The 20,739-nt window shown below is 61.2% G+C and carries 18 protein-coding genes; 13 read left to right on the top strand and 5 right to left on the bottom strand.

The genetic code is table 11. The annotated features are described in order from the left end of the window. Positions 1-315 precede the first annotated feature (315 nt). Entirely contained in the window at positions 316-1,941 is a 1,626-nt protein-coding gene (locus tag J1G34_RS20995) for a methyl-accepting chemotaxis protein (RefSeq protein ID WP_222994574.1), read from the bottom strand. A gap of 232 nt (positions 1,942-2,173) precedes the next feature. On the opposite strand from J1G34_RS20995, the gene J1G34_RS20990 reads away from it, so the two are divergent. The 3 genes from J1G34_RS20990 to J1G34_RS20980 are packed head-to-tail and all read left to right on the top strand — an operon-like array spanning position 2,174 to position 4,635. Then, the gene (locus tag J1G34_RS20990) at positions 2,174-3,604 is read left to right on the top strand and encodes a nucleobase:cation symporter-2 family protein (protein ID WP_222994573.1); all 1,431 of its coding nucleotides are present in this window, start codon (positions 2,174-2,176) and stop codon (positions 3,602-3,604) included. A 12-nt stretch (positions 3,605-3,616) separates the two neighbouring features. Next, positions 3,617-4,078 carry an LEA/WHy family protein gene (locus J1G34_RS20985; protein ID WP_222994572.1) on the top strand — a complete coding sequence of 154 codons (462 nt, stop codon included), beginning with the start codon at positions 3,617-3,619 and terminating at the stop codon, positions 4,076-4,078. 5 nt (positions 4,079-4,083) lie between these two features. Further along, on the top strand, positions 4,084-4,635 hold the full coding sequence (locus J1G34_RS20980; protein ID WP_065898397.1) for a GNAT family N-acetyltransferase: 552 nt from the start codon (positions 4,084-4,086) through the stop codon (positions 4,633-4,635). 216 nt (positions 4,636-4,851) lie between these two features. Here the strand turns inward: J1G34_RS20980 and J1G34_RS20975 are convergent, their stop codons facing one another. Beyond that, a complete protein-coding gene (locus tag J1G34_RS20975) occupies positions 4,852-5,778 on the bottom strand; it encodes a carbon-nitrogen hydrolase family protein (RefSeq protein WP_065898398.1) in 927 nt (308 codons plus the stop codon). Positions 5,779-5,870: 92 nt separating this feature from the next. Here J1G34_RS20975 and J1G34_RS20970 point away from each other — a divergent pair, with 92 nt between their 5' ends. Beyond that, entirely contained in the window at positions 5,871-6,770 is a 900-nt protein-coding gene (locus J1G34_RS20970; protein ID WP_065893270.1) for a LysR family transcriptional regulator, read from the top strand. Here the strand turns inward: J1G34_RS20970 and J1G34_RS20965 are convergent. Next, positions 6,763-7,017: a hypothetical protein gene (locus J1G34_RS20965; protein ID WP_003190904.1), complete on the bottom strand. Its 255-nt coding sequence runs from the start codon at positions 7,015-7,017 to the stop codon at positions 6,763-6,765. The genes J1G34_RS20970 and J1G34_RS20965 overlap by 8 nt on opposite strands. A 162-nt stretch (positions 7,018-7,179) precedes the next feature. Here J1G34_RS20965 and J1G34_RS20960 point away from each other — a divergent pair, with 162 nt between their 5' ends. Then, positions 7,180-7,500 carry an ElaB/YgaM/YqjD family protein gene (locus J1G34_RS20960; protein WP_065887380.1) on the top strand — a complete coding sequence of 107 codons (321 nt, stop codon included), beginning with the start codon at positions 7,180-7,182 and terminating at the stop codon, positions 7,498-7,500. A gap of 188 nt (positions 7,501-7,688) precedes the next feature. On the opposite strand, the gene J1G34_RS20955 is transcribed toward J1G34_RS20960, so the two are convergent. After that, positions 7,689-8,720, bottom strand: a complete 1,032-nt coding sequence (locus tag J1G34_RS20955) for an Ldh family oxidoreductase (RefSeq protein ID WP_222994571.1) — start codon at positions 8,718-8,720, stop codon at positions 7,689-7,691. 181 nt (positions 8,721-8,901) lie between these two features. On the opposite strand from J1G34_RS20955, the gene J1G34_RS20950 reads away from it, so the two are divergent. Continuing rightward, positions 8,902-14,040 carry a dermonecrotic toxin domain-containing protein gene (locus J1G34_RS20950; protein WP_222994570.1) on the top strand — a complete coding sequence of 1,713 codons (5,139 nt, stop codon included), beginning with the start codon at positions 8,902-8,904 and terminating at the stop codon, positions 14,038-14,040. A gap of 20 nt (positions 14,041-14,060) precedes the next feature. On the opposite strand, the gene J1G34_RS20945 is transcribed toward J1G34_RS20950, so the two are convergent. Continuing rightward, entirely contained in the window at positions 14,061-14,330 is a 270-nt protein-coding gene (locus J1G34_RS20945; protein WP_065887383.1) for a PepSY domain-containing protein, read from the bottom strand. Positions 14,331-14,479: 149 nt separating this feature from the next. Here J1G34_RS20945 and J1G34_RS20940 point away from each other — a divergent pair, with 149 nt between their 5' ends. From J1G34_RS20940 to J1G34_RS20910, 7 genes are all read left to right on the top strand, one after another. Next, positions 14,480-15,475, top strand: a complete 996-nt coding sequence (locus tag J1G34_RS20940; protein WP_222994569.1) for a FecR family protein — start codon at positions 14,480-14,482, stop codon at positions 15,473-15,475. 300 nt (positions 15,476-15,775) lie between these two features. Further along, entirely contained in the window at positions 15,776-16,231 is a 456-nt protein-coding gene (locus J1G34_RS20935) for a hypothetical protein (protein WP_065887385.1), read from the top strand. Next, the gene (locus tag J1G34_RS20930; protein WP_130139207.1) at positions 16,231-16,782 is read left to right on the top strand and encodes an adhesin; all 552 of its coding nucleotides are present in this window, start codon (positions 16,231-16,233) and stop codon (positions 16,780-16,782) included. The genes J1G34_RS20935 and J1G34_RS20930 overlap by 1 nt, the downstream gene beginning before the upstream one ends. A 69-nt stretch (positions 16,783-16,851) precedes the next feature. Next, the gene (locus J1G34_RS20925; protein ID WP_065887387.1) at positions 16,852-17,589 is read left to right on the top strand and encodes a hypothetical protein; all 738 of its coding nucleotides are present in this window, start codon (positions 16,852-16,854) and stop codon (positions 17,587-17,589) included. A 61-nt stretch (positions 17,590-17,650) separates the two neighbouring features. Next, positions 17,651-18,331, top strand: a complete 681-nt coding sequence (locus J1G34_RS20920; protein WP_122484550.1) for a C39 family peptidase — start codon at positions 17,651-17,653, stop codon at positions 18,329-18,331. A gap of 37 nt (positions 18,332-18,368) precedes the next feature. Continuing rightward, the gene (locus J1G34_RS20915) at positions 18,369-19,112 is read left to right on the top strand and encodes a hypothetical protein (RefSeq protein WP_130139206.1); all 744 of its coding nucleotides are present in this window, start codon (positions 18,369-18,371) and stop codon (positions 19,110-19,112) included. Positions 19,113-19,161: 49 nt separating this feature from the next. Next, positions 19,162-20,475, top strand: coding sequence for an autotransporter outer membrane beta-barrel domain-containing protein (locus J1G34_RS20910; protein ID WP_122582599.1), 1,314 nt, complete (start codon positions 19,162-19,164; stop codon positions 20,473-20,475). Positions 20,476-20,739: the final 264 nt, after the last annotated feature.

The following is a 20,739-nucleotide window of genomic DNA, read 5'->3' as shown; positions in this document are numbered from 1 at the left end:
ACGGCGGCTCACTTTTGAAAAGCGCAAAAGTAAGCAAAACGCTCTTGCCCCACCACTCGGCACCTCGCTTAGGCTCGGTGTGCCCTCTCTCCGGCTTGAATCCGTGGGCCGCCGCAATGGGCCATCCCTGGCCCAGTGCGGCTAACCCGGCGTCCTGCCGGGTTGCCCACGGATTCAAGCCTGCGTTCGGCCAGCGTGGTTTAACGGGGCGCCTAAGATCAAGATCAAGAGCGGCTCGCTTCGCATCGTGGTTACGGTTGGCGCTACTGAGTTGTGTAGACAGCCCCCTCCCCCATTTGAACCGTATTTCAGATTTTAGATAACGAACCGGGCCACCATCGCGTTCAGATCCACCGCCAAGCGTGACAGCTCATGGCTGGCCGCACTCGTTTGATTGGCGCCCGCCGCCGATTGTGTCGCCAGGTCGCGGATATTCACCAGGTTGCGATCCACCTCGCGCGACACCTGGGCCTGCTCTTCGGACGCGCTGGCGATCACCAGGTTGCGTTCGTTGATCAGGCTGATCGACTGGGTGATCTGCTCCAGTGCAACACCGGCGGCACGGGCCATTTCCAGGGTACTTTGGGTGCGCTGGTTGCTCTGCTGCATCGATTGCACGGCTTCACCGGTGCCGTTCTGGATGCCGGCGACCATTTTTTCGATTTCCTGGGTCGACTGGGCCGTGCGATGGGCCAGTGCGCGCACCTCGTCGGCCACCACCGCAAAGCCACGCCCGGCTTCACCGGCGCGTGCCGCTTCGATCGCGGCGTTGAGCGCCAGCAGGTTGGTCTGCTCGGCAATCGCGCGGATCACATCGAGGACCTTGCCGATGTCGCGCCCTTGCGCCGCCAGCCCCTCGATCATGGCCGCCGTGTTTTGCACGTCCTGGGTCATGGTCTGGATCGCGCCGACCGTCTCGACGACCCGGTCGCGGCCTTCCCGTGCGGCCTGGTTGGATTGGCCGGAGGCTTCGGAGGTGGACACCGCGTTGCGCGCCACCTCTTCCACGGCGGCGGTCATCTCATTGACCGCCGTGGCCGCCTGGTCGATTTCATTGTTCTGTTGCTGCAAGCCCTTGGAGGCTTCCTCGGTGACGGCGCTCAGTTCTTCGGCAGCCGACGCCAACTGCGTGGCCGAGCCTGCAATGTGCTGGATGGTCTGGCGCAGGTTGGCCTGCATGGTCGACAAGGCATTGATCAGCCGCGCCGGTTCGTCCTTGCCATCGTCTTCGATAGCCGTCGTCAGGTTGCCGCCGGCGATGCTTTCAGCCGCTTGCACGGCCTTGCGCAGCGGCGCGACGATGCTGCGGGTCAGCAGCCAGGCCAGTAACACCGTGAGCAACGCAGCGGCCACCGACACCAGGATGACGCCGGTAATGGCCACTTCGTAGCTGTGTTCTGCCTGGGTATCGGCGGCCTTGGCACCGGCGGCGTTGAGGGCAATCAGTTTGTTCAACTGCTCGCCCATCTGGTCGGTGCCGTCTTTGATACGGCTGTTGATCAGCGCGCGCATTTCATCGACCTTGTCTTGTTTGGACAAGGCAATCATGTCGGCTTGCGCCTTGAAATAGTTGTCCAGGGTGGTCGCAAATGCCTTGTACAACACCGTCTCCTCGGCACCTGCCGGCAGCGAGGCGTAATGGGTCTGCGCCGCCTTGACCTTGTCGACCAGCACGCCGATGCGGGTTTCGGCTTCCTGCAGGGCGACCGGCTCACGGTTGACCAGCACGCGAAAGGACAGGATGCGCATGCGCAACACGTTTTCCGTCATTTGCCCCAGGTACGTCACGCTGGGCAACTGATTGGTGCTCATGTCCAACGAAGCCTGGCGCATCAGGGTCATGCGGTCGACTGCAAATACCCCCAGGATGACCACCAGAACGGCGATGAAGGCAAACCCGAGAAAGGCGCGAGGGGCGATATTCAGATGACGGAGGGACATAGGGCTGCTCTCAGAAAGGGTGTTTGCGCGCATCCCTGCCGCGAAACGATCGGTCAGCGACAATGCGCTGCCAGACTTTGGCCACCGTTGTTGTTATTGATAGGTGGACCTATAAGAACTATCGGCACGCCCGAGGGTTTTATGCAGGGGTTTCATAAATATTTTTTTACACTTCAGGCAATCCGCCGTTTCTGGCATCCTGCGCCTCCATTTTCCGACCCGAGCCCTCATTTTGTCTGACGCTCAAGCCCCTCGCCCGCGCTATAAATCCGACCTGATCTACGGCCTGGAAGACCGTCCGCACTTCACTGCGGCGGTGTTTGCCGCCCTGCAGCATGTGCTGGCGAGCTTCGTCGGCATCATCACCCCGACCCTGACCGTCGGTGGCGTGTTGGGCCTGGAAAGTGAAGTGCCGTATCTGGTGAGCATGGCGCTGTTCGTCTCGGGGCTCGGCACCTTCGTGCAGGCACGCACGTTCGGCCCCATCGGCTCGGGCCTGTTGTGCCTGCAGGGCACCAGCTTTTCCTTTATCAGCGTGATTTTGAGCGCCGGGTTCATGGTCAAGGCTCGCGGCGGCGGTACCGATGAGATTCTTTCGACGATCTTTGGCATCTGCTTTTTCGCAGCCTTTATCGAAGTGGTGCTCAGCCAGTTCATCGGCAAGTTGCGCAAGCTGATTACCCCGGTGGTCACCGGCACCATTATCACCTTGATGGGGTTGTCGTTGATCAAGGTCGCGGTGACCGACATGGCCGGCGGTTTCGGCGCCAGCGATCTGGGCGCGGCGAGCAATATGGGCCTGGCGGCGCTGGTGCTGCTGACCATCGTAGTGCTCAACCGCTTCGACAACCCGTTCCTGCGCCTGGGCTCGATCGTGATCGGCCTGACCCTGGGTTTTGTCGTGGCCTGGTGGCTGGGCCGCGTCGACATGGCCGCCCTGCCCCAGGTGCCTTTGATCAGCGTGCCGGTGCCGTTCAAGTACGGTTTCTCGTTCGACTGGGTGGCGTTTATCCCGGTGGCGGTGATCTTCCTGATTTCGCCCCTGGAAGCCGCCGGTGACCTGACCGCCAACTCGATGATTTCCCAGCAGCCGGTCAAAGGCCCGCGGTATATCAAGCGCATCAAGTCCGGCCTGCTCGCCGACGGCCTCAACTCGGCAATGGCGGCCACCTTCAACAGCCTGCCGATGGTGACGTTCGCCCAGAACAACGGCGTGATCCAACTGACCGGCGTGGCCAGCCGCTACGTGGCCTACTTCATCGCCGGCCTGCTGGTGCTGCTGGGGCTGTTCCCGATGATCGGCGCGGTGCTGCAACTGATGCCCAAACCCGTGCTGGGCGGCGCGACCCTGATCATGTTCGGCACCGTGGCCGTGGCCGGCATCAAGATCCTCGCCGAAGCCGGGTTGCACCGACGCAACGTACTGATCGTGGCGATTTCCCTGGGGATGGGCCTGGGCGTTGCGGCCGTGCCCGAAGTGCTGCGCGACTTGCCCAAGGCGCTGCATAACATCTTTGAGTCGCCGATCACCGTGGGGGCGTTCTGTGCCATCCTGCTGAACATTTTCCTGCCCGAAGCGTTCATAGAGCTGGAAGAAGATGAATTCGATCCGGAGTCCTCGACCCTCAAGGTCATGCAGGACCCGGACGTTACGAAACAGTAGGAGCACGTTCAGATGCGCAAGCTCATGGTTGTATCGGTGTTGTTGCTGACCTTGAGCGCCTGCGCGCTGTTGCCCCAGCGCGATCCGGTCAACATCAACGTGGTCGGCATCGAACCGCTGCAAAGCCAGGATTTGGAAGTGCGCTTCGCCGTCAAGCTGCGGGTGCAAAACCCCAATGAAACGGCGATCGACTACAACGGCGTGGCCCTGGACCTGGAAGTCAATGGCCGGCCGCTGGCGTCCGGGGTGAGTGATCAGGCGGGCAGCATCCCGCGTTTCTCCGAGACGGTGCTGATGGTGCCGGTGAGCGTTTCGGCGTTTTCCGTGTTGCGCCAGACGTTGGGCCTGAGCAAGACCCAGAGCCTGAATAACCTGCCGTATGTGCTGCGCGGCAAGCTGGCGGGCGGGTTGTTTGGGACCATGCGCTTTGTCGAGCGCGGCACCCTGGATTTGCCCAACACCGCCACCTGGTGACCCTCATGCAACCGACGCTGTTGACCGAACGCCTGATCCTGCGCCCGCTGGTACTCGACGATGCCGAGGCGATCCAGCAACAATTTGCCCATTGGGAAGTGGTGCGCTATCTCAATGCCATGGTGCCCTGGCCCTACCCGGCCGATGGCGCGCGCCGCTATCTTGAGGAACTTGCCCTGCCCGCCATGGCTCGCGGTGAGCAGTGGCACTGGTCGATTTGTCTTAGAAGCGCGCCTGAACAGTTGATCGGCAACATCAATCTGACGGACGAGCAGGATGACAATCGCGGCTTCTGGCTGGGCCCGCAGTGGCAGGGGCAAGGGTTTATGTCCGAGGCCAGTGCCGCCGTGACCGACTATTGGTTCAGCGTACTTGAGCGCCCCGTGCTGCGCGCGCCCAAGGCGGCGCCAAACCTTGGGTCACGGCGAATTTCCGAGCGTACGGGCATGCGCCTGGTCAGGACAGATGAGGGTAAATTCGTCGCCGGCACGCTCCCACGAGAGATCTGGGAGATCACTCGCCAAGAGTGGCTGAAATCCCAATCCCCCAAACCCTGAAGATCACATGTGGGAGGGGGCTTGCCCCCGATTACGGTCAGTCAAGCGTACGCCGCCCTCTGTAGGAGCGAGCTTGCTCGCGAAAAACGTCAACGATAACGTGTGCCTCCTGAATGAACGCGGTGCCTGTGAGTTTTTCGCGAGCAAGCTCGCTCCTACAAAAAGCCTTAACTGACTGGCATTAAGCCAAGCCCCCTCCCACACGTTTAACCGCGTTTAGTCAGTGATAGAGCGCACACCCGGCCTGGCGCGCTCGTCCACCGTCAACTCAAAAATATCCGGCCTGGCGTAGTGCCCCACCACGTCATAGTCATAGCGTGCCCGCACCAACTCATCGGTATCGATCCGCGCCGTCAACAGCCCCGCTTCACCCACCAGCGGCCCGGCAAGGATGTCGCCCATCGGCCCGACGATCACGCTGCCACCGGCAATCAACGGACGATCCGCCGGCCAGTTGGCAACCTCCACGCCCAACGCCTCGGGCGAGGCCTGCACCTGGCAGGCGCTTACCACAAAGCAGCGCCCTTCATGGGCCACGTGGCGCATGCTCACCTGCCACATCTCGCGTTCATCCACGGTGGGCGCGCACCACACCTGTACACCCTTGGCGTACATCGCGGTGCGCAACAGCGGCATCATGTTTTCCCAGCACACCGCTCCGCCAATGCGCCCTACCGCAGTGTCGACTACCGGTAAGGTGGAGCCATCGCCCTTGCCCCAGATCAGTCGTTCGGTGCCGGTAGGCATCAGCTTGCGGTGCTTGGCAACCAGGCCGCCCGACGGCTCGAAATACAACACGGTGCAATACAAGGTGCTGCCACTGCGCTCGATCACGCCGAGCACCAGGCTGGCACCGGTGCGCGCCGATAACCCGGCCAGCGCCTCGGTCTCGACACCCGGCACATCGATGGCATTGGCAAAATACCGCGCAAAGGCTTCACGGCCCTCGGGCAGGCGGTAACCCAGTTGCGTGCCAAACCCTTCGCCCTTGGGATAGCCGCCGAGCAAGGCCTCGGGCATTACCACCAGTTGCGCGCCGCTGCGCTGAATCTGCTCTTCATAGCTCAGTATCTGTTTGAGGGTTTCGGCCTTGCCGCCCGGCAGCGAGCCAATTTGTAAAGCAGCCACGGTAGAAACAGGCATCACAGTCACTCCAAGTCGGTGGGGGTTGCCCATTCTCCGGCCAGGCTTGATCATGAATAAAGCCCACCTCAGTGCTAAATGATATGAGCCAGATAAATATCGCAGACGTCGACTTGAACCTGCTCAAGACCTTTGAAGCCCTGCATGACGAGTCCAGCGCCAGCCGCGCAGCGTTGCGCCTGGGGGTCACCCAGTCGGCCATCAGCGCCGGCCTGCGGCGTTTGCGCGAGTTGTACGGCGATCAGTTATTTGTGCGCACAGGACGTGGACTGGCACCCACGACACGCGCCAATCAGTTGAAACCGGTGATCAGCGAAGCACTGGACCGCTGCCGGCAAAGCCTGGCGATGATCAACCCGCAGAGCCCGAACTATCAGGGCCGCTCCGTGGTGCTGGGGCTGTCGGACGACTTTGAGATTGCCTACGGCCGTCGACTGATGGACAGCGTCGCACAGCGCCTGCCGAAACTGCGGGTCATTTTCCGCCAGACCCACAGCCAGATTGTCGCCGACGGCCTGCTCGACCGTAGCCTGGACCTGGCCATCACCGCCGGCGGTTTTGCCGAGCGGCGCCTGAGTCGGCAAGTGCTCGGCGAAGGTGACTATCGCTGCCTGGTGGACCCGGACAGCCTGGCGCCCGGCCAACAACAGATCGACCTGACGGAGTTCGTCGCGCGTGAGCATGTGCTGGTGTCGTCGGGCGGGTTTATCGGCATTACCGATGAGGGTTTGGCGGCGCGCGGCTTGCGCCGCCAGGTGTGCGCGTCCACCAGCCACTTTGCCGCGCTGGCGTTTCTGCTCAAGGGCAGCATGGCGGTGGCGACGATCCCCGGGCATGCCGCCGAGGCCATCGCCCGCCTGACCGGCTTGCGCGTATTGCCCTGCCCGCTGGCGCTGCCGCGCTACCCGGTGGAACTGGGCTGGCGCACCCAGGCCCAGCTTGACCCTATGTTGTTGAAGGTGCGTGAGGCGATCGAGGCGAGCTTTATTTAGCCGCTGCCATCAGCTTGTTGACTTCACTGCGCACCATGTTGGAAAACTCCGGCGGCGACATGCCGTCAAGTTCGGCACGCACCCATTCGGCCCATTTGCCCTTGCGCTTGGCGCGCTCACCGAACAACCGCGCGGCTTCGCCCTTGGCCTTGCCCAGGTTGGTTTGCCACAGGTCGTAGAGACGGGACTTTTCATCTTCCAGCTCGGCGCGTTCGGCGAGGGTCTTGTTGGCGAGATTGAAGCTCATGTTGAATTACCTGCTGCACAAATAGGGAACATCTTACACTGAAGGTCCAAAGGACCCGATTTGGATTTTGCCGCAAATGGGCGGCCGGCAAAATAACTGCAACTTTTGCCGGCGCCCGATACTCCATTGTTCACTGTCACATTCACTTGCAAGGAGTCACACATGGCCCGCAAAACCGCCGCCCAATCCGTCGAAGATCAAATCAAGGACCAAGCCTTCAGCGAACTGACTGCGCTGATCGAAGAATCCGACAAACTGCTCAAAAGCAGCGCGTCCCTGGTGGGTGAGGAAGGTGAAACCCTGCGTGAGCAGGTTGCCATCAAACTCAAGCAAGCCCTGGACTCCGTGTCCAATGTGCGTGAGCGCAGCAAGCCGGTCGTGGATGCTACCGAAACTTACATCGGTGGCCACCCATGGCAGACCGTGGCCATTTCCGCAGGCTTTGGCCTGGTGGTTGGCCTGCTGCTCGGTCGCCGTAACTGACCGGTACGGGTTGCGCTGATTCAAAGCTGGAACTCGGTATAAAGGTGGGAGGGGGCTTGCCCCCGATAGCGGTGGATCAGTCAGTTCATTTATGGCTGACCCACTGCCATCGGGGCAAGCCCCCTCCCACATTGGGTTTCATTGTTCGCTGAATCCTATATGTCTGCCGGCACCCCTCGCACCCGTGTTCAATCCCCAGCCCATTCCTGAAGCTGGTTCAGCTCCTGCACTGGCAGTTCTATGCCTGTTTCCAGCGATTTTGCCCGTGCGCGATGGCGCCGATCCCCCGGTAACCGGCGCAACCCCACCGCATGCATCTGCCGCACCAGTTCATGGCTGCGCTCGGCGAAGCTTTGCCCGGCGGTCTTGCTGGGATCGATCACGATCAGTAACTGGCCGGTCCAGGGCGTACGCGCCCCCGGATGGTCGGCCCAATTGAATTCAAAAGAAAAATGGCCGCCTGTCAGCGCTGCCGCCAGCAACTCGACCATCATCGACAACGCCGAACCCTTGTGCCCGCCAAACGGCAACAGTGCGCCGCCCTCGAGAATCGCTTTCGGGTCCTGGGTCGGCTGGCCCAGGCTGTCCACGCCCATCCCCGGCGGCAGACGTTCACCGTTGCGCGCGGCAATTTGCACATCACCGTGGGCGATGGCACTGGTGGCCAGGTCGAACACAATCGGCGCGCCGCCTGCCTGGGGCGCCGCGAACGCGATGGGGTTGGTGCCGAAGAGCGGCCGGTCGGCCCCGTGGGGTACCACGCACGTCATGCTGTTGACCATGCTGAGCGCCACCAGCCCTTCTTCGGCGAACGGTTCGACATCCGGCCATAACGCGGCAAAGTGATGGGAATTATGGATCGCCAGCAACGCAATGCCGGCGCTGCGGGCCTTGCTCACCAGCAGCGCACGCGCGGCCGCCAGGGCCGGCTGGGCAAACCCATTGCCGGCATCGACCCGTACGAAGCCTGACGCCACATCGCTGACCGTGGGCACGGCAGCGCCGTTGACCCAGCCGCTGGCCAGGGTCGACAGGTACCCCGGGATGCGAAAGATACCGTGGCTGTGGGCGCCATCACGTTCGGCGCTGGCGCAGTTGTGTGCAAGGATCGCCGCCACTTCCGGCGAGGTGCCGTGCCTGACGAAGATACGCTGGAGCAATCCCACCAATTCAGTGAAGCTGATGAAGGCTGTGACAACGGTCGCAGACTGCGCAGGCATTTGAAGCTCCGTTTTTATGATTGGAAGGGGCAACGAATGGACATCCAGACCGTCGATTAAACACCACCCACGACGCTTGCTGTCAACTGACGGCGAGACTCAGGCTTGACTCAATAGTTACCCCCCGCCCGCCACGGCTGCCCGCCTACCCTGTGTGACCCTATTCACGCTGGAGACAGGCATGACCCGCGTCACCCCGCCGTATTTTTTTGACGAATTCCTGCTGCCCGTCAATCGCTCGACCCTGAGCGAACGCGAACGCGCCCTGGGGCTCACCGTCAAGGACCTGGAATGGCTGCACGGCATGTATTACGCCAGTGACGCCAGCCGCCAGGATACGCGCCTGCAACGCCACCCCATGCGCGTCGAAAAGCTGTTGATCAACCGGGTGGGCCACGCGGCGATCGTGCTCGCCGGCGCGTTTGCGATGAGCCCGAGCCCGGACGGGGCCAAGGCCCTGCTGTACACGCCCTACGGCGGTATCCAGGTGTTTGACAGCCACGCCGCGCTGCTCACAGAGCTCAGCCAGGCGCTTGCCGATTCGCTGCAGCGCGTGGCGTTGCTCAGCTTCCTGTCGATCGCGCAGCGCAACAGCCTGTCGGCAGACAGCGTCTTTACACTCACCACCTCGCCGGTGCCGGGAGCGGTCATGGACGACCAGGAGCAAGCCCTGCAGGCCTGCCAACGGGCAAACGTGCAAGCGATGCTTGAGCACTTGCAGAAAACCCCGACCCTCTCGGACATGCTCGACACACTGCTCGGGATCATGGCGCACGCTGATTTCCCCGGCCTGGATCAACGCGAAACGCGGGTAAACAGCTTTATCCATAGCCCGACGGACACCGACCGCCGCTGGATTGACTCCCTGACGCTGCGTGAAGCGTTCCTGCAGTTTTATGTAAAACATGCCTGGCCTGCGGGGCAAACCCGCGAATTCATCAACCCCAAACATGTCACTGCCGACTTCACCCCGACCCGGCTGGAGCAAGACCGCAAGCATTGGGAAACGCTCATCGAGCAGACCTCCGGCACGCTGTCCAAACTGCTCGAGAGCCTGCTGCAGACCTACTGGAACGAAGACATCGACAGCGGCACCTCACGCCTTGATCTGTTCGCGCAGGTAATGGCGGACAAGTTCCGCCTCGACGTGCTGCTCAAGCGCCAAGCCGGCATCCTCAGTGCCGACGAAAGCCACGTGCTCCAGGCCCTGTTCCTCAGCGACCAGGGCGCTCGCAGCGCCTACGCCGCCGACTTGAGCGTGGAGAAAGTGCGTATCCATGCGCCCTACCAGCACTACGTGGAACTGGCCAGCACCCTGATGCTGCATCAAAGCCACGCCTACCTCTACACCCAGTCCCGTGGTGTGCAGGTGCTCCAGGACCTGGATGACCTTAAAGACGCACTGCTGACGATGCTCACGGCGGCCGGACACGAAGACGAACTGCTCAATTTCCTGTCCCTGGACGAGCGCAACACCTTTATCGGCCTGGACTCGATCAACGTTGCCGCACGTCCCGTCTCCGGGCATGTGTTCAGCGACATGCTCGAAGACATCGTCGCCAAGCAGACCAGTAATATGAACCATGCCCTGGGCCTGTATCGCAGCAGCGCCGGCCAGGTGGACCTGGATGCCTTGCTCGATTACGCCCTGGACATCCGCACCATGCTCGACAGCCGCCTGGCCGACCTGGACACCCATGGGCGCTGGACGATACATCCCGTCAGCAGCGGCAATGGCCGTCCGTCCACCGTGCAGGCCGAGCGCGCCAAGCTGCACCAGCAGCGCCTGCGAGCTGCCGAGGAAGGCCTGAACAGCGAACGCCTGAACCACCCGACATTGCGCGGCATGGTCACCCTGGCCCTGAACACGGAACTGCAGACGCGCCAACTGGACCTCAAGGCCGATGACGTCTTTATCAATACCTACGCCTCCAGTGCCCAGCAGCGCGAAGAGCGCCTGCCCCTGTCGTCCCTGAACATGGTTGAACACTTCATCGAGCGCCTGGGCCAGGCGAGCAAGCCGCTTCCCGTGTCGTCCAGGACGGGCTTCTACGAAAGGCGCAACCAGGGGGTTGCGCTGAAGCTCAATAACCTCACCCTCAAAACCTTCAACGACACGATCGAACGGGTGTTGAAGGTTTTTGCCGGCCATGAGCTGCGTGACCTGCCGCGCCTGTTCCTGGACAACAACCGCGACAAGCACGCGCATTCGATGCTGCTGGGCTTGCGCAGCGAGGCTGAACTGCGGTTGCTGGGTAAAACCCTGACGGGCCAAAGCCATGCCATTCTCGATACGGTACTGCGCAGCGACAGCCTGGTGCGCCTGACCCGGCATGGGGTCAACGGGTTTCTGCCGGATGCCTATGCGCTGGCGTTGCACCAGGGCACGTCCGACGCGCTGCTGCCGCTGGCCAATCTGTTTGTACTGACCGAGCGCGGCGGCCTTGACCCGGCGCGTTCGGGCCAGGCGCTCCTATGGACGCCACGGCGTGGCCATGAAGTGTTTTCATCGGTCTCGGCCCTGCGCGACTCCATTGCCCAGCGCCTGGCGCATCCGGTCAAACGGCTGACGCTGCTGGAGAATCTGCGCTTGTCCCAGCGCGTGCCCCATCAGGTGTATCGCCTGGCGGCGCTGCAACGCATTGACGATAACCTGCTGGACAATCGCCTGAAGAGCTACGACGAGCAAGTCATCGACGCAGTCGATCATCTACTGGCCATGGACTTGCCGGCGCGCGCCGTACAGGACCGCCTGGATGCGCTCCTGCAAATCCCCGCGCCTACCAACCTGGCACGGGCCAGGGCGCTGGCCGACGCAATGATCACCCAGCAACTGCTGCCGGTGTGGCTGGCAATGGCGCCTGCCCAAGAGCAGATTTACCATGCCGAACTGCTTGAGCAGTACCGCAACAGCGCCCCGCAAGAGGAGGACTACCTCCATGGCCTCCCGACCCTTCGCGAGCACACTTTTTCCGCCCTGGAAAAGCTCCTGAAGGCACGCTTTCCCGAGCACACCATCAGCCCCGACGACGTGCTGATTCCCGTGCACCAGGCCCTGGATATCCATACCTGCAGCTTGACCGACTTCGCCTTGCGCCACTGGCCGGACCTGAACAAGCAGGCCATTGTGCCGCGTTCGCGCACCGCCACACCGCTGCCTGACACCCTGGATGCCAAGACAGTGATCCAGATGGTGCGCCAGTTGGACGTGAAATCGGTCTACCAGCAGCTGTTGCAAACCGCGCTGGACACCCGCACAGAGGCTGCGCGCCAACGTCGGCGGCGGTTCTGCCGGCAATTGCCCTGGCAGGTGCTGCAATACGCCCACGAGCACCATCTGCAGGAACGCCTGTCGACCCAGGCCCTGGGCTGGGTGCAGCAGGCGTTCGATATGCCTGACGCCCTGGCGCGTGCGGCGCTGGAGGGCGCGTCGGTGCTGTTTCGGCCCGTGGAACTGGTGGCGACTGCGGGTGCCACGGCCGCCAAGGTACTGGGCATGTACCTGATCAGCGCGCCGGATAAAGAGGCCGGCGCCGTGGTGTTGTACGCGCCCTACAGTGAAAACCATGTGCTCAAGCACTACGATAATGAACAAGCGCTGCTCGATGAGCTGGAACGACCTGGAGCACTGCAGGACTGGGTCATCCAGCACCTGGAAGATCCGCACCAGGCCGTTTACCGCGACTTGCTGCTGAACAACCGGCATCGCCCCTCGGATATTCGCCTTGCCTCGTCTGCCATAACCGGCAATCTGCTGCAGTATCTGTTCAGTGAGAACACGCTGATCCTGCTGAACATGTTCGCCTGCCAATTCAAGGAAGGCGCCCAGACGCTATGGGATAAAGCGGTCGACCTGTTCGGCAAGGGCATTGCCATGGCGGTGCACTTCATGGCGGGCAAACTCGCCTATCCGCTGGTGGTGTGGCGCAGCTACACGCTGGTCAAGCGCTCAATGGAGGCGCTGCAAGTGCACCAGTGGCGCGCCGCGATGAAGGACTTCATCCTGGCCGTGGTGCAAATGGCCGCGCTGTACAGCGAGCTCGACGGCAGCGAAACCGCGCCGCCCGATAACGCTGACGTCGTCGACCTGCCCCAGAGCAACCTCCCCACGGCCACTGCCCCGGGCCTGCGGGACGTCACTGCCATTTCGCGCACACGGCTGCAGCGCTTCGAGGATCATGACGTCGCCCTGGAGAACCTGGAGCTGACTACCTCCACCCATGTTTACGAGGACCCGGCGAGCGCCAGGACGTATGTACCGCTGGCAGGCAAAGTGTATGCGGTGACGAAAACCAAGGAGCACTGGCGCCTCGGCAATAACGATCAGCAGGGCCCCTACGTGGGTCGCAATTCAAATGGCCATTGGGTGTTGGACCTGAGTTTGCACAAACCCCGCTTCGGCCAGGCCTGGACGCGTCAGAAAACGCAACGGGCGCAGCGGCGCGAGATCAATATTGAAGCGCGAGGCATAAGGGCGATTGCCGCTGTCTCCAGTTGGAAAGCCCAGGCCATCGACGAAGCGTTGAACGTGGCGACTTACTATGCCGTCAACTGCAAGCGCAACATCCGCCATTTTGCACAGCTGATCACCCCTGATAGCCGAGTGGGTCTGTTTTTATGCGACCTGTTCGGCACCATCAACCTGGCACCGGACCAGGTAAGGAAAATCGAGACCCTCATCGACGGAATACTCGATGAATTGAGTGACCCGACCTTGATCGGCCCTGACTCAATGCGCCTGGTCAGCGGCGAAAGCCTGATGGACCCCACGAATGATTACGCGATGGTGCTCATCGATGACAGTGAACGCAAAGTGTTTTTGTTCGAACGTTTCTTCGATCCGAATCTGGCTGAATACGCCAACATCCTGAATGCCCCCTTCGATATATTCGCTCACGCCAGGGCTTCTACGCTGATTCATGAACTGACGCATTTACGGTTCAAGACCGAAGACATTGCCTACCTGCGGAGCATGGAACCCTTCCGCGACCTGATCGATACCGCAAAGCCTGGCGCTCAGGCAGTGAAAACCCGCCAGGATGACTTGCAAACGACCGCACTGTCCACGCTGACGCCGGCCCGAATGCTGTTCAAGACATGGGATGACATATCCAATACCTGGGAAGATTACGGCGTTTTCACCACTACCCACTACCTCAAGCGCAAAGTCCTGGGGATTACTGGCGCAAAGACCCTGAATGAGGCACGTCAGGTGTTCATGAGCAATATCGACAAACGCATCGACGTCATTCTCACCAACGCCGATTCGGTCACTTACCTGATTACGCATCTGGGGCGCATGCTGGATGTGGGGGCCTGAACAGGCCCCCAGCGGGCGGATCAGTCCTTCTGATCTCGCAGGACATTGCCCGACATGCCGTCGATGCGAGCTTCGTAGACGGTGCCGTCGGATTTGCGGCCCTTGACTTCCCAATAGCCGTTATCGTCGGCTTCGGCGGCATAAACTTCGGTATACCCAGCCTTGGTCTTGGCCACCTCAATGGCTTTTTCAATGGTGATCCAGCCCGCTCCCGGCTTGTCGGCCAGGGCAGCGCCGGCACTCAGCAAAGCGGTGGTGGCACACAGGGCAGCTAAGGTTTTCTTCAACATGTTTAGTACTCCATGGTTGACGACAGGTTAATTCCTGAATTTTTAGGCGCGCTCAAACAAGAATAAGTTCCAATTGATGTGCAATCGCCATGCTGCTGTTCTCGCCGTGTGCTTCAGAGAGTTAGAATGCGGGAAATCAGGATGAGTCAATGAGCGAACAGTCCCTTTCAGAAGCCGAGTACGACGCCATTACCGACGCCGCCGCGCATTGGTGCATGCGCCTGCATGCCGAGGATTGCTCGGCCGCTGAGCGCCAGGCGTTTGAACAATGGCACGACGCTCACCCGCTGCATGCGTTCGAATACGCGGCGATGCTGGAAGTCTGGGACGTGGCCGATCATCTGCCGCGCAACACACCGGCGCCGGTGGTGTTGCCGTTCAAACCGCGCAAGCGCTGGCGCACCTACGCGGTCGCCGCCGCCCTGTGCCTGGGTGCCTTGCCACTGGCCGCCTTGACCGGCTGGGAAGCCGGCTGGCTGCCCAGCGCCTATAAACACTACGAAGCAACCAATGGCTTGCGCAAGATCACCCTTGCTGATGGCAGCCAGGTGGAATTGAACCTGGGCACCGAACTGGTCTATAGCGATTACAAGGACCGGCGTCAGGCCAGCTTGAAAAAGGGCGAGGCGTTTTTCAAGGTCGCCCATGACAGCAATCACCCCTTTGTCGTGCAGGCTGGCGAGGGGCAGGTGCGCGTGACGGGCACCCAGTTCAATGTCTGGACGTATGCCGACCAGGTGCGGGTGATTTTGCTTGAAGGCTCGGTGCAGATCGCCAGCGACGCGGTGCATGGCAGCGTGCCGCTGACCCCGGGGATGCAGGCCAGTTACCAACGGGGCGACGCCACCCCGCGCGTGGCGGCGATCAAACCCGACGACACGGCCCTGGCATGGCGCACGGGCAAACTGGTGCTCGACAACCTGGCCCTGGCCGATGCGCTGCCGCTGATCAACCGCTACCTGGACAAACCCGTAATGCTGGCGGACGCAGGCACCGGGAGCATTCGCATTGGCGGTATTTATAACCTCAGTGAAGTCAATAACCTCATCCCCTCCCTGCCCAAAGTATTACCGGTCTACCTGACCCAGAATCAGGACGGCAACCCGGTACTCAACTCCATTCCGCGTAAAACCCCCAAAGGCTGAGCCTGCGCCTGCCGCGTGACCTGTCCATTTTTGAAACACCCAACTGTCTTGAATCGCCCGGCGGGGACGGATTCATCGTTTTGTCATGGACACTGTTTCATCACTGATACAGCTGGCGCGAGCGACCGGGCCTACGACGCCGGGCGAGGACTGTTTCAGGGTTGAAACAGCACAACCGACGAAACCGTCGGTGAAAACCATAACCTGCTGAATCCAAAGTAAAAACAAAAACCGGCACGCCTTCTGCTCTGTCCCCTACAACGCTGTTTAGGGTCAGCGTGAATAATAAGGATTGCCACCGTGAACACATTCACTCATGCCTCGATAAACGCACTGCTGATCAGTTGCGTGCTCAGTGCCGGCGCCAGCCTGCCGAGCCAGGCGGGTGACGGCGTGATCGTGACGGGGCGCGCCGTCCAAGGACATATGTACGGGCGCACCTCGCTCCCGGACCCCTACCCCAACACGGCCAACGCCAACCCCAGCAAAGAAGTGATCAGTGCCATGTCCGGCGAACTCAGCGACCGTGACATCGGCGGCATCAGCAGCGGCTCGAGCCTTGCGCGCTCGGTGCAGCCCAACGGCAATCTGTCCGGCCTGGGCGCCACGCACACCGGCATGTCGACCCTGGGCAGCGGCGCTGCCGCCGGCCATGGCGCCGGCGCCGGCAACGCAATGGGTGGGCAGATCAGCGATTCGATCCAGCGCGGCATGGCCCCCTTGAACAATCTCGGCAGCATGATGGGGGGCAAGTGATGAAGCACCTCCTGTTGATAGTCGCCCTGCTGGGCAGCGCAACGGCCCTGGCTGACAACACCGCCGTGATCAATGGCAGCGGCAAACAGTACGAGGGTGTCTTGTCGATCAACCAGGCCGCCGGCAATCAACAGCAAATGTCCAACAGCCGCGCGATTGTCCTCGGTGGCCAGGCCACCACCGCCAATATCCAGAAGCTCGACGGCAACGTCGACCCGTCCCTGAACGCCAAGGCGGCGATCCTGGGCACCTCCTTTACCAACGGCAACGGCGTACTGGGCATCAATCAGTCGGCCGGAGCCAATAACCAATCGATCAATGCGGTGCGGATCAGCCTGAACCCTGGCCCGCAAAGCATCGATGACAGCGTCCTGTTGCAACAGAACACGACGACGCTGGCAAGCGACTCAGGGTCCACCTCCACCACTGGCAGCCGCCAGGTCGTCACCAGCGACCAGGCCTTCACCGGCAGCCGAGGAGTGATTCAGGTGAACCAGAGTGCCGGGGTGGGGAACCGAGTGGCTAACACCCTGGGCATCACTATCAAGTAAGCGCTTGATAGACCTTAGTTAGACCGTACCAACACTTAACCCAACTAATTAGAAGCAAGGAGAAACACCATGAAACCTCAAATGGCGCTCAAACCACTGGTTTTCGCTCTCGCCGCGCTCATGGCTGCCGCTGCTCAAGCGGGTGGTGGCTGGCACCCAGCCCCTCAACCTACTGGCACCGTCGCCTCCGTGGTCACCGATGTGCAAAAAAGCCAGGGCAACAAATTCGAGGACAGCAACACCGAAAACAACGCCTCGGCCGACAACTCGGTGACCGGCAACAGCGGTAACGTGGGCGTCAACGTACAGTCGGGCTCCGGCAACCAGGCGGATAACGCCGGTGCCATCTCCAGTGCCAAAGGCGACTTTGCCACCGTGTTCGCCGTGATCGATGTGGATCAAGCCAGCACCAATAACAACTTCGTCAACAAAGGCACGCAAAACAACGCGTCCCTGGACGGCTCCGTCAACGGCAACTCCGGCAACGTGGGTTACAACGGCCAGGCCGGTCAAGGCAACGAAGGTAAAAACAACCTGGCAATCACCACCGCTGACGGCAAGAACATCGCCGCCGCCTCCAACACCGAGCAGAACTCGCTCAACAACAGCTACCTCAATACCGCCGTCAGCAGTTATGGCTACGGCAAGCCTCAATACGTGTCCAACAACTCCAGCCTCGACAACTCGGTTAACCGCAACTCCGGCAACGTGGGTGTAAACCTGCAATCGGGCGCGGGCAACCAGGGCAGCAACAGCCTGTCGATCGGTCAAGGTTGCAGCGTCTGCTCCAGCGGCGTGCGTTTCTGATCCAACGGGGCCTTGGCAACAAGGCCCTTTCTTATTCCAGTGTCCAGCAGGTCAGTCGATCATGCGCTTCGCGACCCTCACCCTCCTGATGTTGCTCACCGGCCCCACTTGGGCAGGCACCATGGCGATCTCCGCCATGCCCGGCGGTGCGGTGATTTTCAAGAAGGTCGAGAGCATCCGTGAACGCCGGTTCGCCAACCTGGTGGAACAGAAAACCGATTTCAGCTGTGGTGCTGCGGCACTCGCTACCATCCTGCGCCAGGCCTATTGGCTGGACGTCGACGAAGACCACCTCATCAAGGGCATGCTGGTCAATGCCGACCAGGACCTGGTGCGTACCCAGGGTTTTTCCATGCTGGACATGAAGCGCTACCTCGAAAGCATCGGCATGCGCGCCCGGGGCTACAAGATCGCCCCGGACACCCTGGTCACCGTGAAAATCCCGGTGGTGGTGTTGCTGGAAATCCGTGGCTACAAGCACTTTGTGGTGATGCAACGGGCCGACAGGGACTGGGTGTATGTCGGCGACCCGGTGCTGGGGCACAAGCGCTATTCGCGGGATGACTTCGTCAAGGGCTGGAATGGCATCGTGTTCGCCGTATTGGGTGAAGGCTACGACAAGGCCAACATCCTGCTCGACCCGCCTGCCCCCCTGACCGCCAAGAACCAGCTGAACGAGTTCCGGCCCGTAGGCGACGCCGAACTGATGGATTTCGGTTTTATCCAGAGCGACTTCTTCTAGAAGCGCAATAAGGGGCAGGACGCTCCAGGAGCAAAAGATGAACACTTCCCGTTGGCTGACGGTTTTGTGTCTGGCAGCCTCGATGCCCGCTTATGCTTCATCGGGCTTCAAACCGATCGAACTCAAGGACGCGGAAATGGCCGAGCTGCGTGGCCGCTATGTGATGCCGGGGCGAATCATCAGCTTCGGCATTGTCATGAGCAGCACCTGGACCAATGCGGTCGGCGACAGCATTACCGGCAAGGCCAGCATGCAGTTGGACAAGACCACCATCACCCCACAGTTCTACGTGCAAACCACGGGTGCGGCGGGTTCCGGAACGCCCACTGCCGGCGGCGGTAACGTGATCGGCGGAGCCGGCCTGACCAGCGGCCAGGGCGTGACCCAAAGCGTGCGCGCCGCCGGTGATGGCAACACCGCCAACAACCATGTCGGCATCAACGTCACCCAGGACGGCTTTGCCCCTGCCAACGCCGCGCAGTCCGGTCAGGTACTCGTGGCCGGTGGCACCGTCACCGGCGACAGCAAGGCCGGTCAAGTCAGCGTGTCGGCCAACAATGGCGGCCTGCAAATGGCGATCCAGGCCAACCACAACCAGGGCAACAGCCTGCAGCAGATCGGCGGCGGGAATGTGCTGCAAGGCACGGTTTTGACCGGCAATAGCAACTTCGTCAACAACATGACCCAACTCAACGTGGTAATGAACAATAACGGTTTGAACAACGGCGCATTGAACTGCAATCTGGACCAGCTAAAAGGCCTACGCACGCTCGGTTATTGAACTACGCTGACCCTCGACACTTACGCATTGGAAAAGGACGGCTTCTTTCATGCATCGATCGTTATCGCTCCGCGCGGTGATCTGTTTAAGTACGCTCTTGCCCGCATCCGTGCTGTATGCCGCGCCGGATGCCGATATCGAAACCCTCAAGCGGGAACTCCTGGAACTCAAGCAACGCTACGACGTGCAGCAAAAGGCCTTGGCCGTGCTGGAACAACGTGTACGCCAGGTGGAAGATCAACCGGCCACGCCGGCCCCCAGGCGCCTGGCCAAATCCCCCGCCGACTTCAAGCAAGGCGGCACGACCGTCGCAGGCACCGGCGCGGCAGCCGCGTCGGGTGGCGCGGGCGGCGGCGCGGGCGGCGGCGGCAGTTCCTACGGCCAGTCGCTCAAGGACGACTCGGCGCCTGCACAAAGTGTCAGTAACCTCTACAACGAAGCCAGCGGCTTTTTCGGCAACGGCAAGTTCAGCCTCGAGACCGGCATCACCTATGCCCGTTACGACGCCCGCCAGCTGACCCTCAATGGTTTCCTGGCGCTGGACTCGATCTTTCTCGGCAACATCAACCTGGACCGGATCAAATCCGACAGCTGGACCCTGGACCTGACCGGCCGCTACAACCTCGATAACCGTTGGCAGTTCGACCTCAACGTGCCGGTGGTCTACCGCGAATCGACCTACCAGTCCGGCGGCGCCGGCAACGATGCCACGGCCACCTCGGAAGCGTCCGTGACCCGCGACCCGACCATTGGCGACGTCAACTTCGGCGTGGCGTACAAATTCCTCGATGAAACCCCTAACCTGCCGGACGCCGTAGTGTCGGTGCGGGTGAAGGCGCCTACGGGTAAAGAGCCGTTTGGCATCAAACTGGTCAGGCAACCGAGCAACGATAACCTCTACCTGCCCGAAAGCCTGCCGACGGGCAACGGCGTGTGGTCGGTCACACCGGGCATCTCCCTGGTCAAGACCTTCGACCCTGCGGTGTTGTTCGGCTCGCTGTCGTACACCCACAACTTCGAAGACTCGTTCGATGACATCAGCAGTCAGGTCAACCAGAAGGTGGGCGGCAAGGTGCGCCTGGGCGACAGCTTTCAGTTCGGTGTGGGTGTAGCCTTTGCCTTGAACGAAAAAATGAGCATGTCGTTCTCGGTGTCCGACCTGGTGCAGCGCAAAAGCAAGCTCAAGCCGGACGGCGGCGACTGGCAGTCGGTGGTGTCCAGCGATGCGAATGCGGGCTACTTCAACGTCGGCATGACGATTGCGGCCTCGGATAACCTGACCATCGTGCCGAACCTGGCGATCGGGATGACCGATGACGCGCCGGACTTCACGTTCAGTCTGAAATTCCCGTATTACTTTTGATTGAGAGGTAAACACTTTTTAAATGTGGGAGGGGCGGTGCGACGATTCGACTTGCCCCCGATGGCGGCCTCAGGGCCGACAAGGATGTTGTGTCGATCCTGGCCCAAATGTGGGAGGGGGCTTGCCCCCGATGGCGGCCTCAGAACCGACCAGTGAGGTGGTCAACTTTTTCCGGACACCTCAATCGGTGTTTTCAGGCTGTTTGCCGCTCGTACTGATTGGGCGGCAAATAGTCTAACGATGAATGCATTCGTCGTTCATTGT

It is taken from the genome of Pseudomonas sp. Wu6, assembly GCF_019891515.1.
Lineage (GTDB): Bacteria > Pseudomonadota > Gammaproteobacteria > Pseudomonadales > Pseudomonadaceae > Aquipseudomonas > Aquipseudomonas orientalis_A.
The sequence above is the reverse complement of the archived record's forward strand: the minus strand, read 5'-3'. Positions and strand labels throughout refer to the sequence as shown.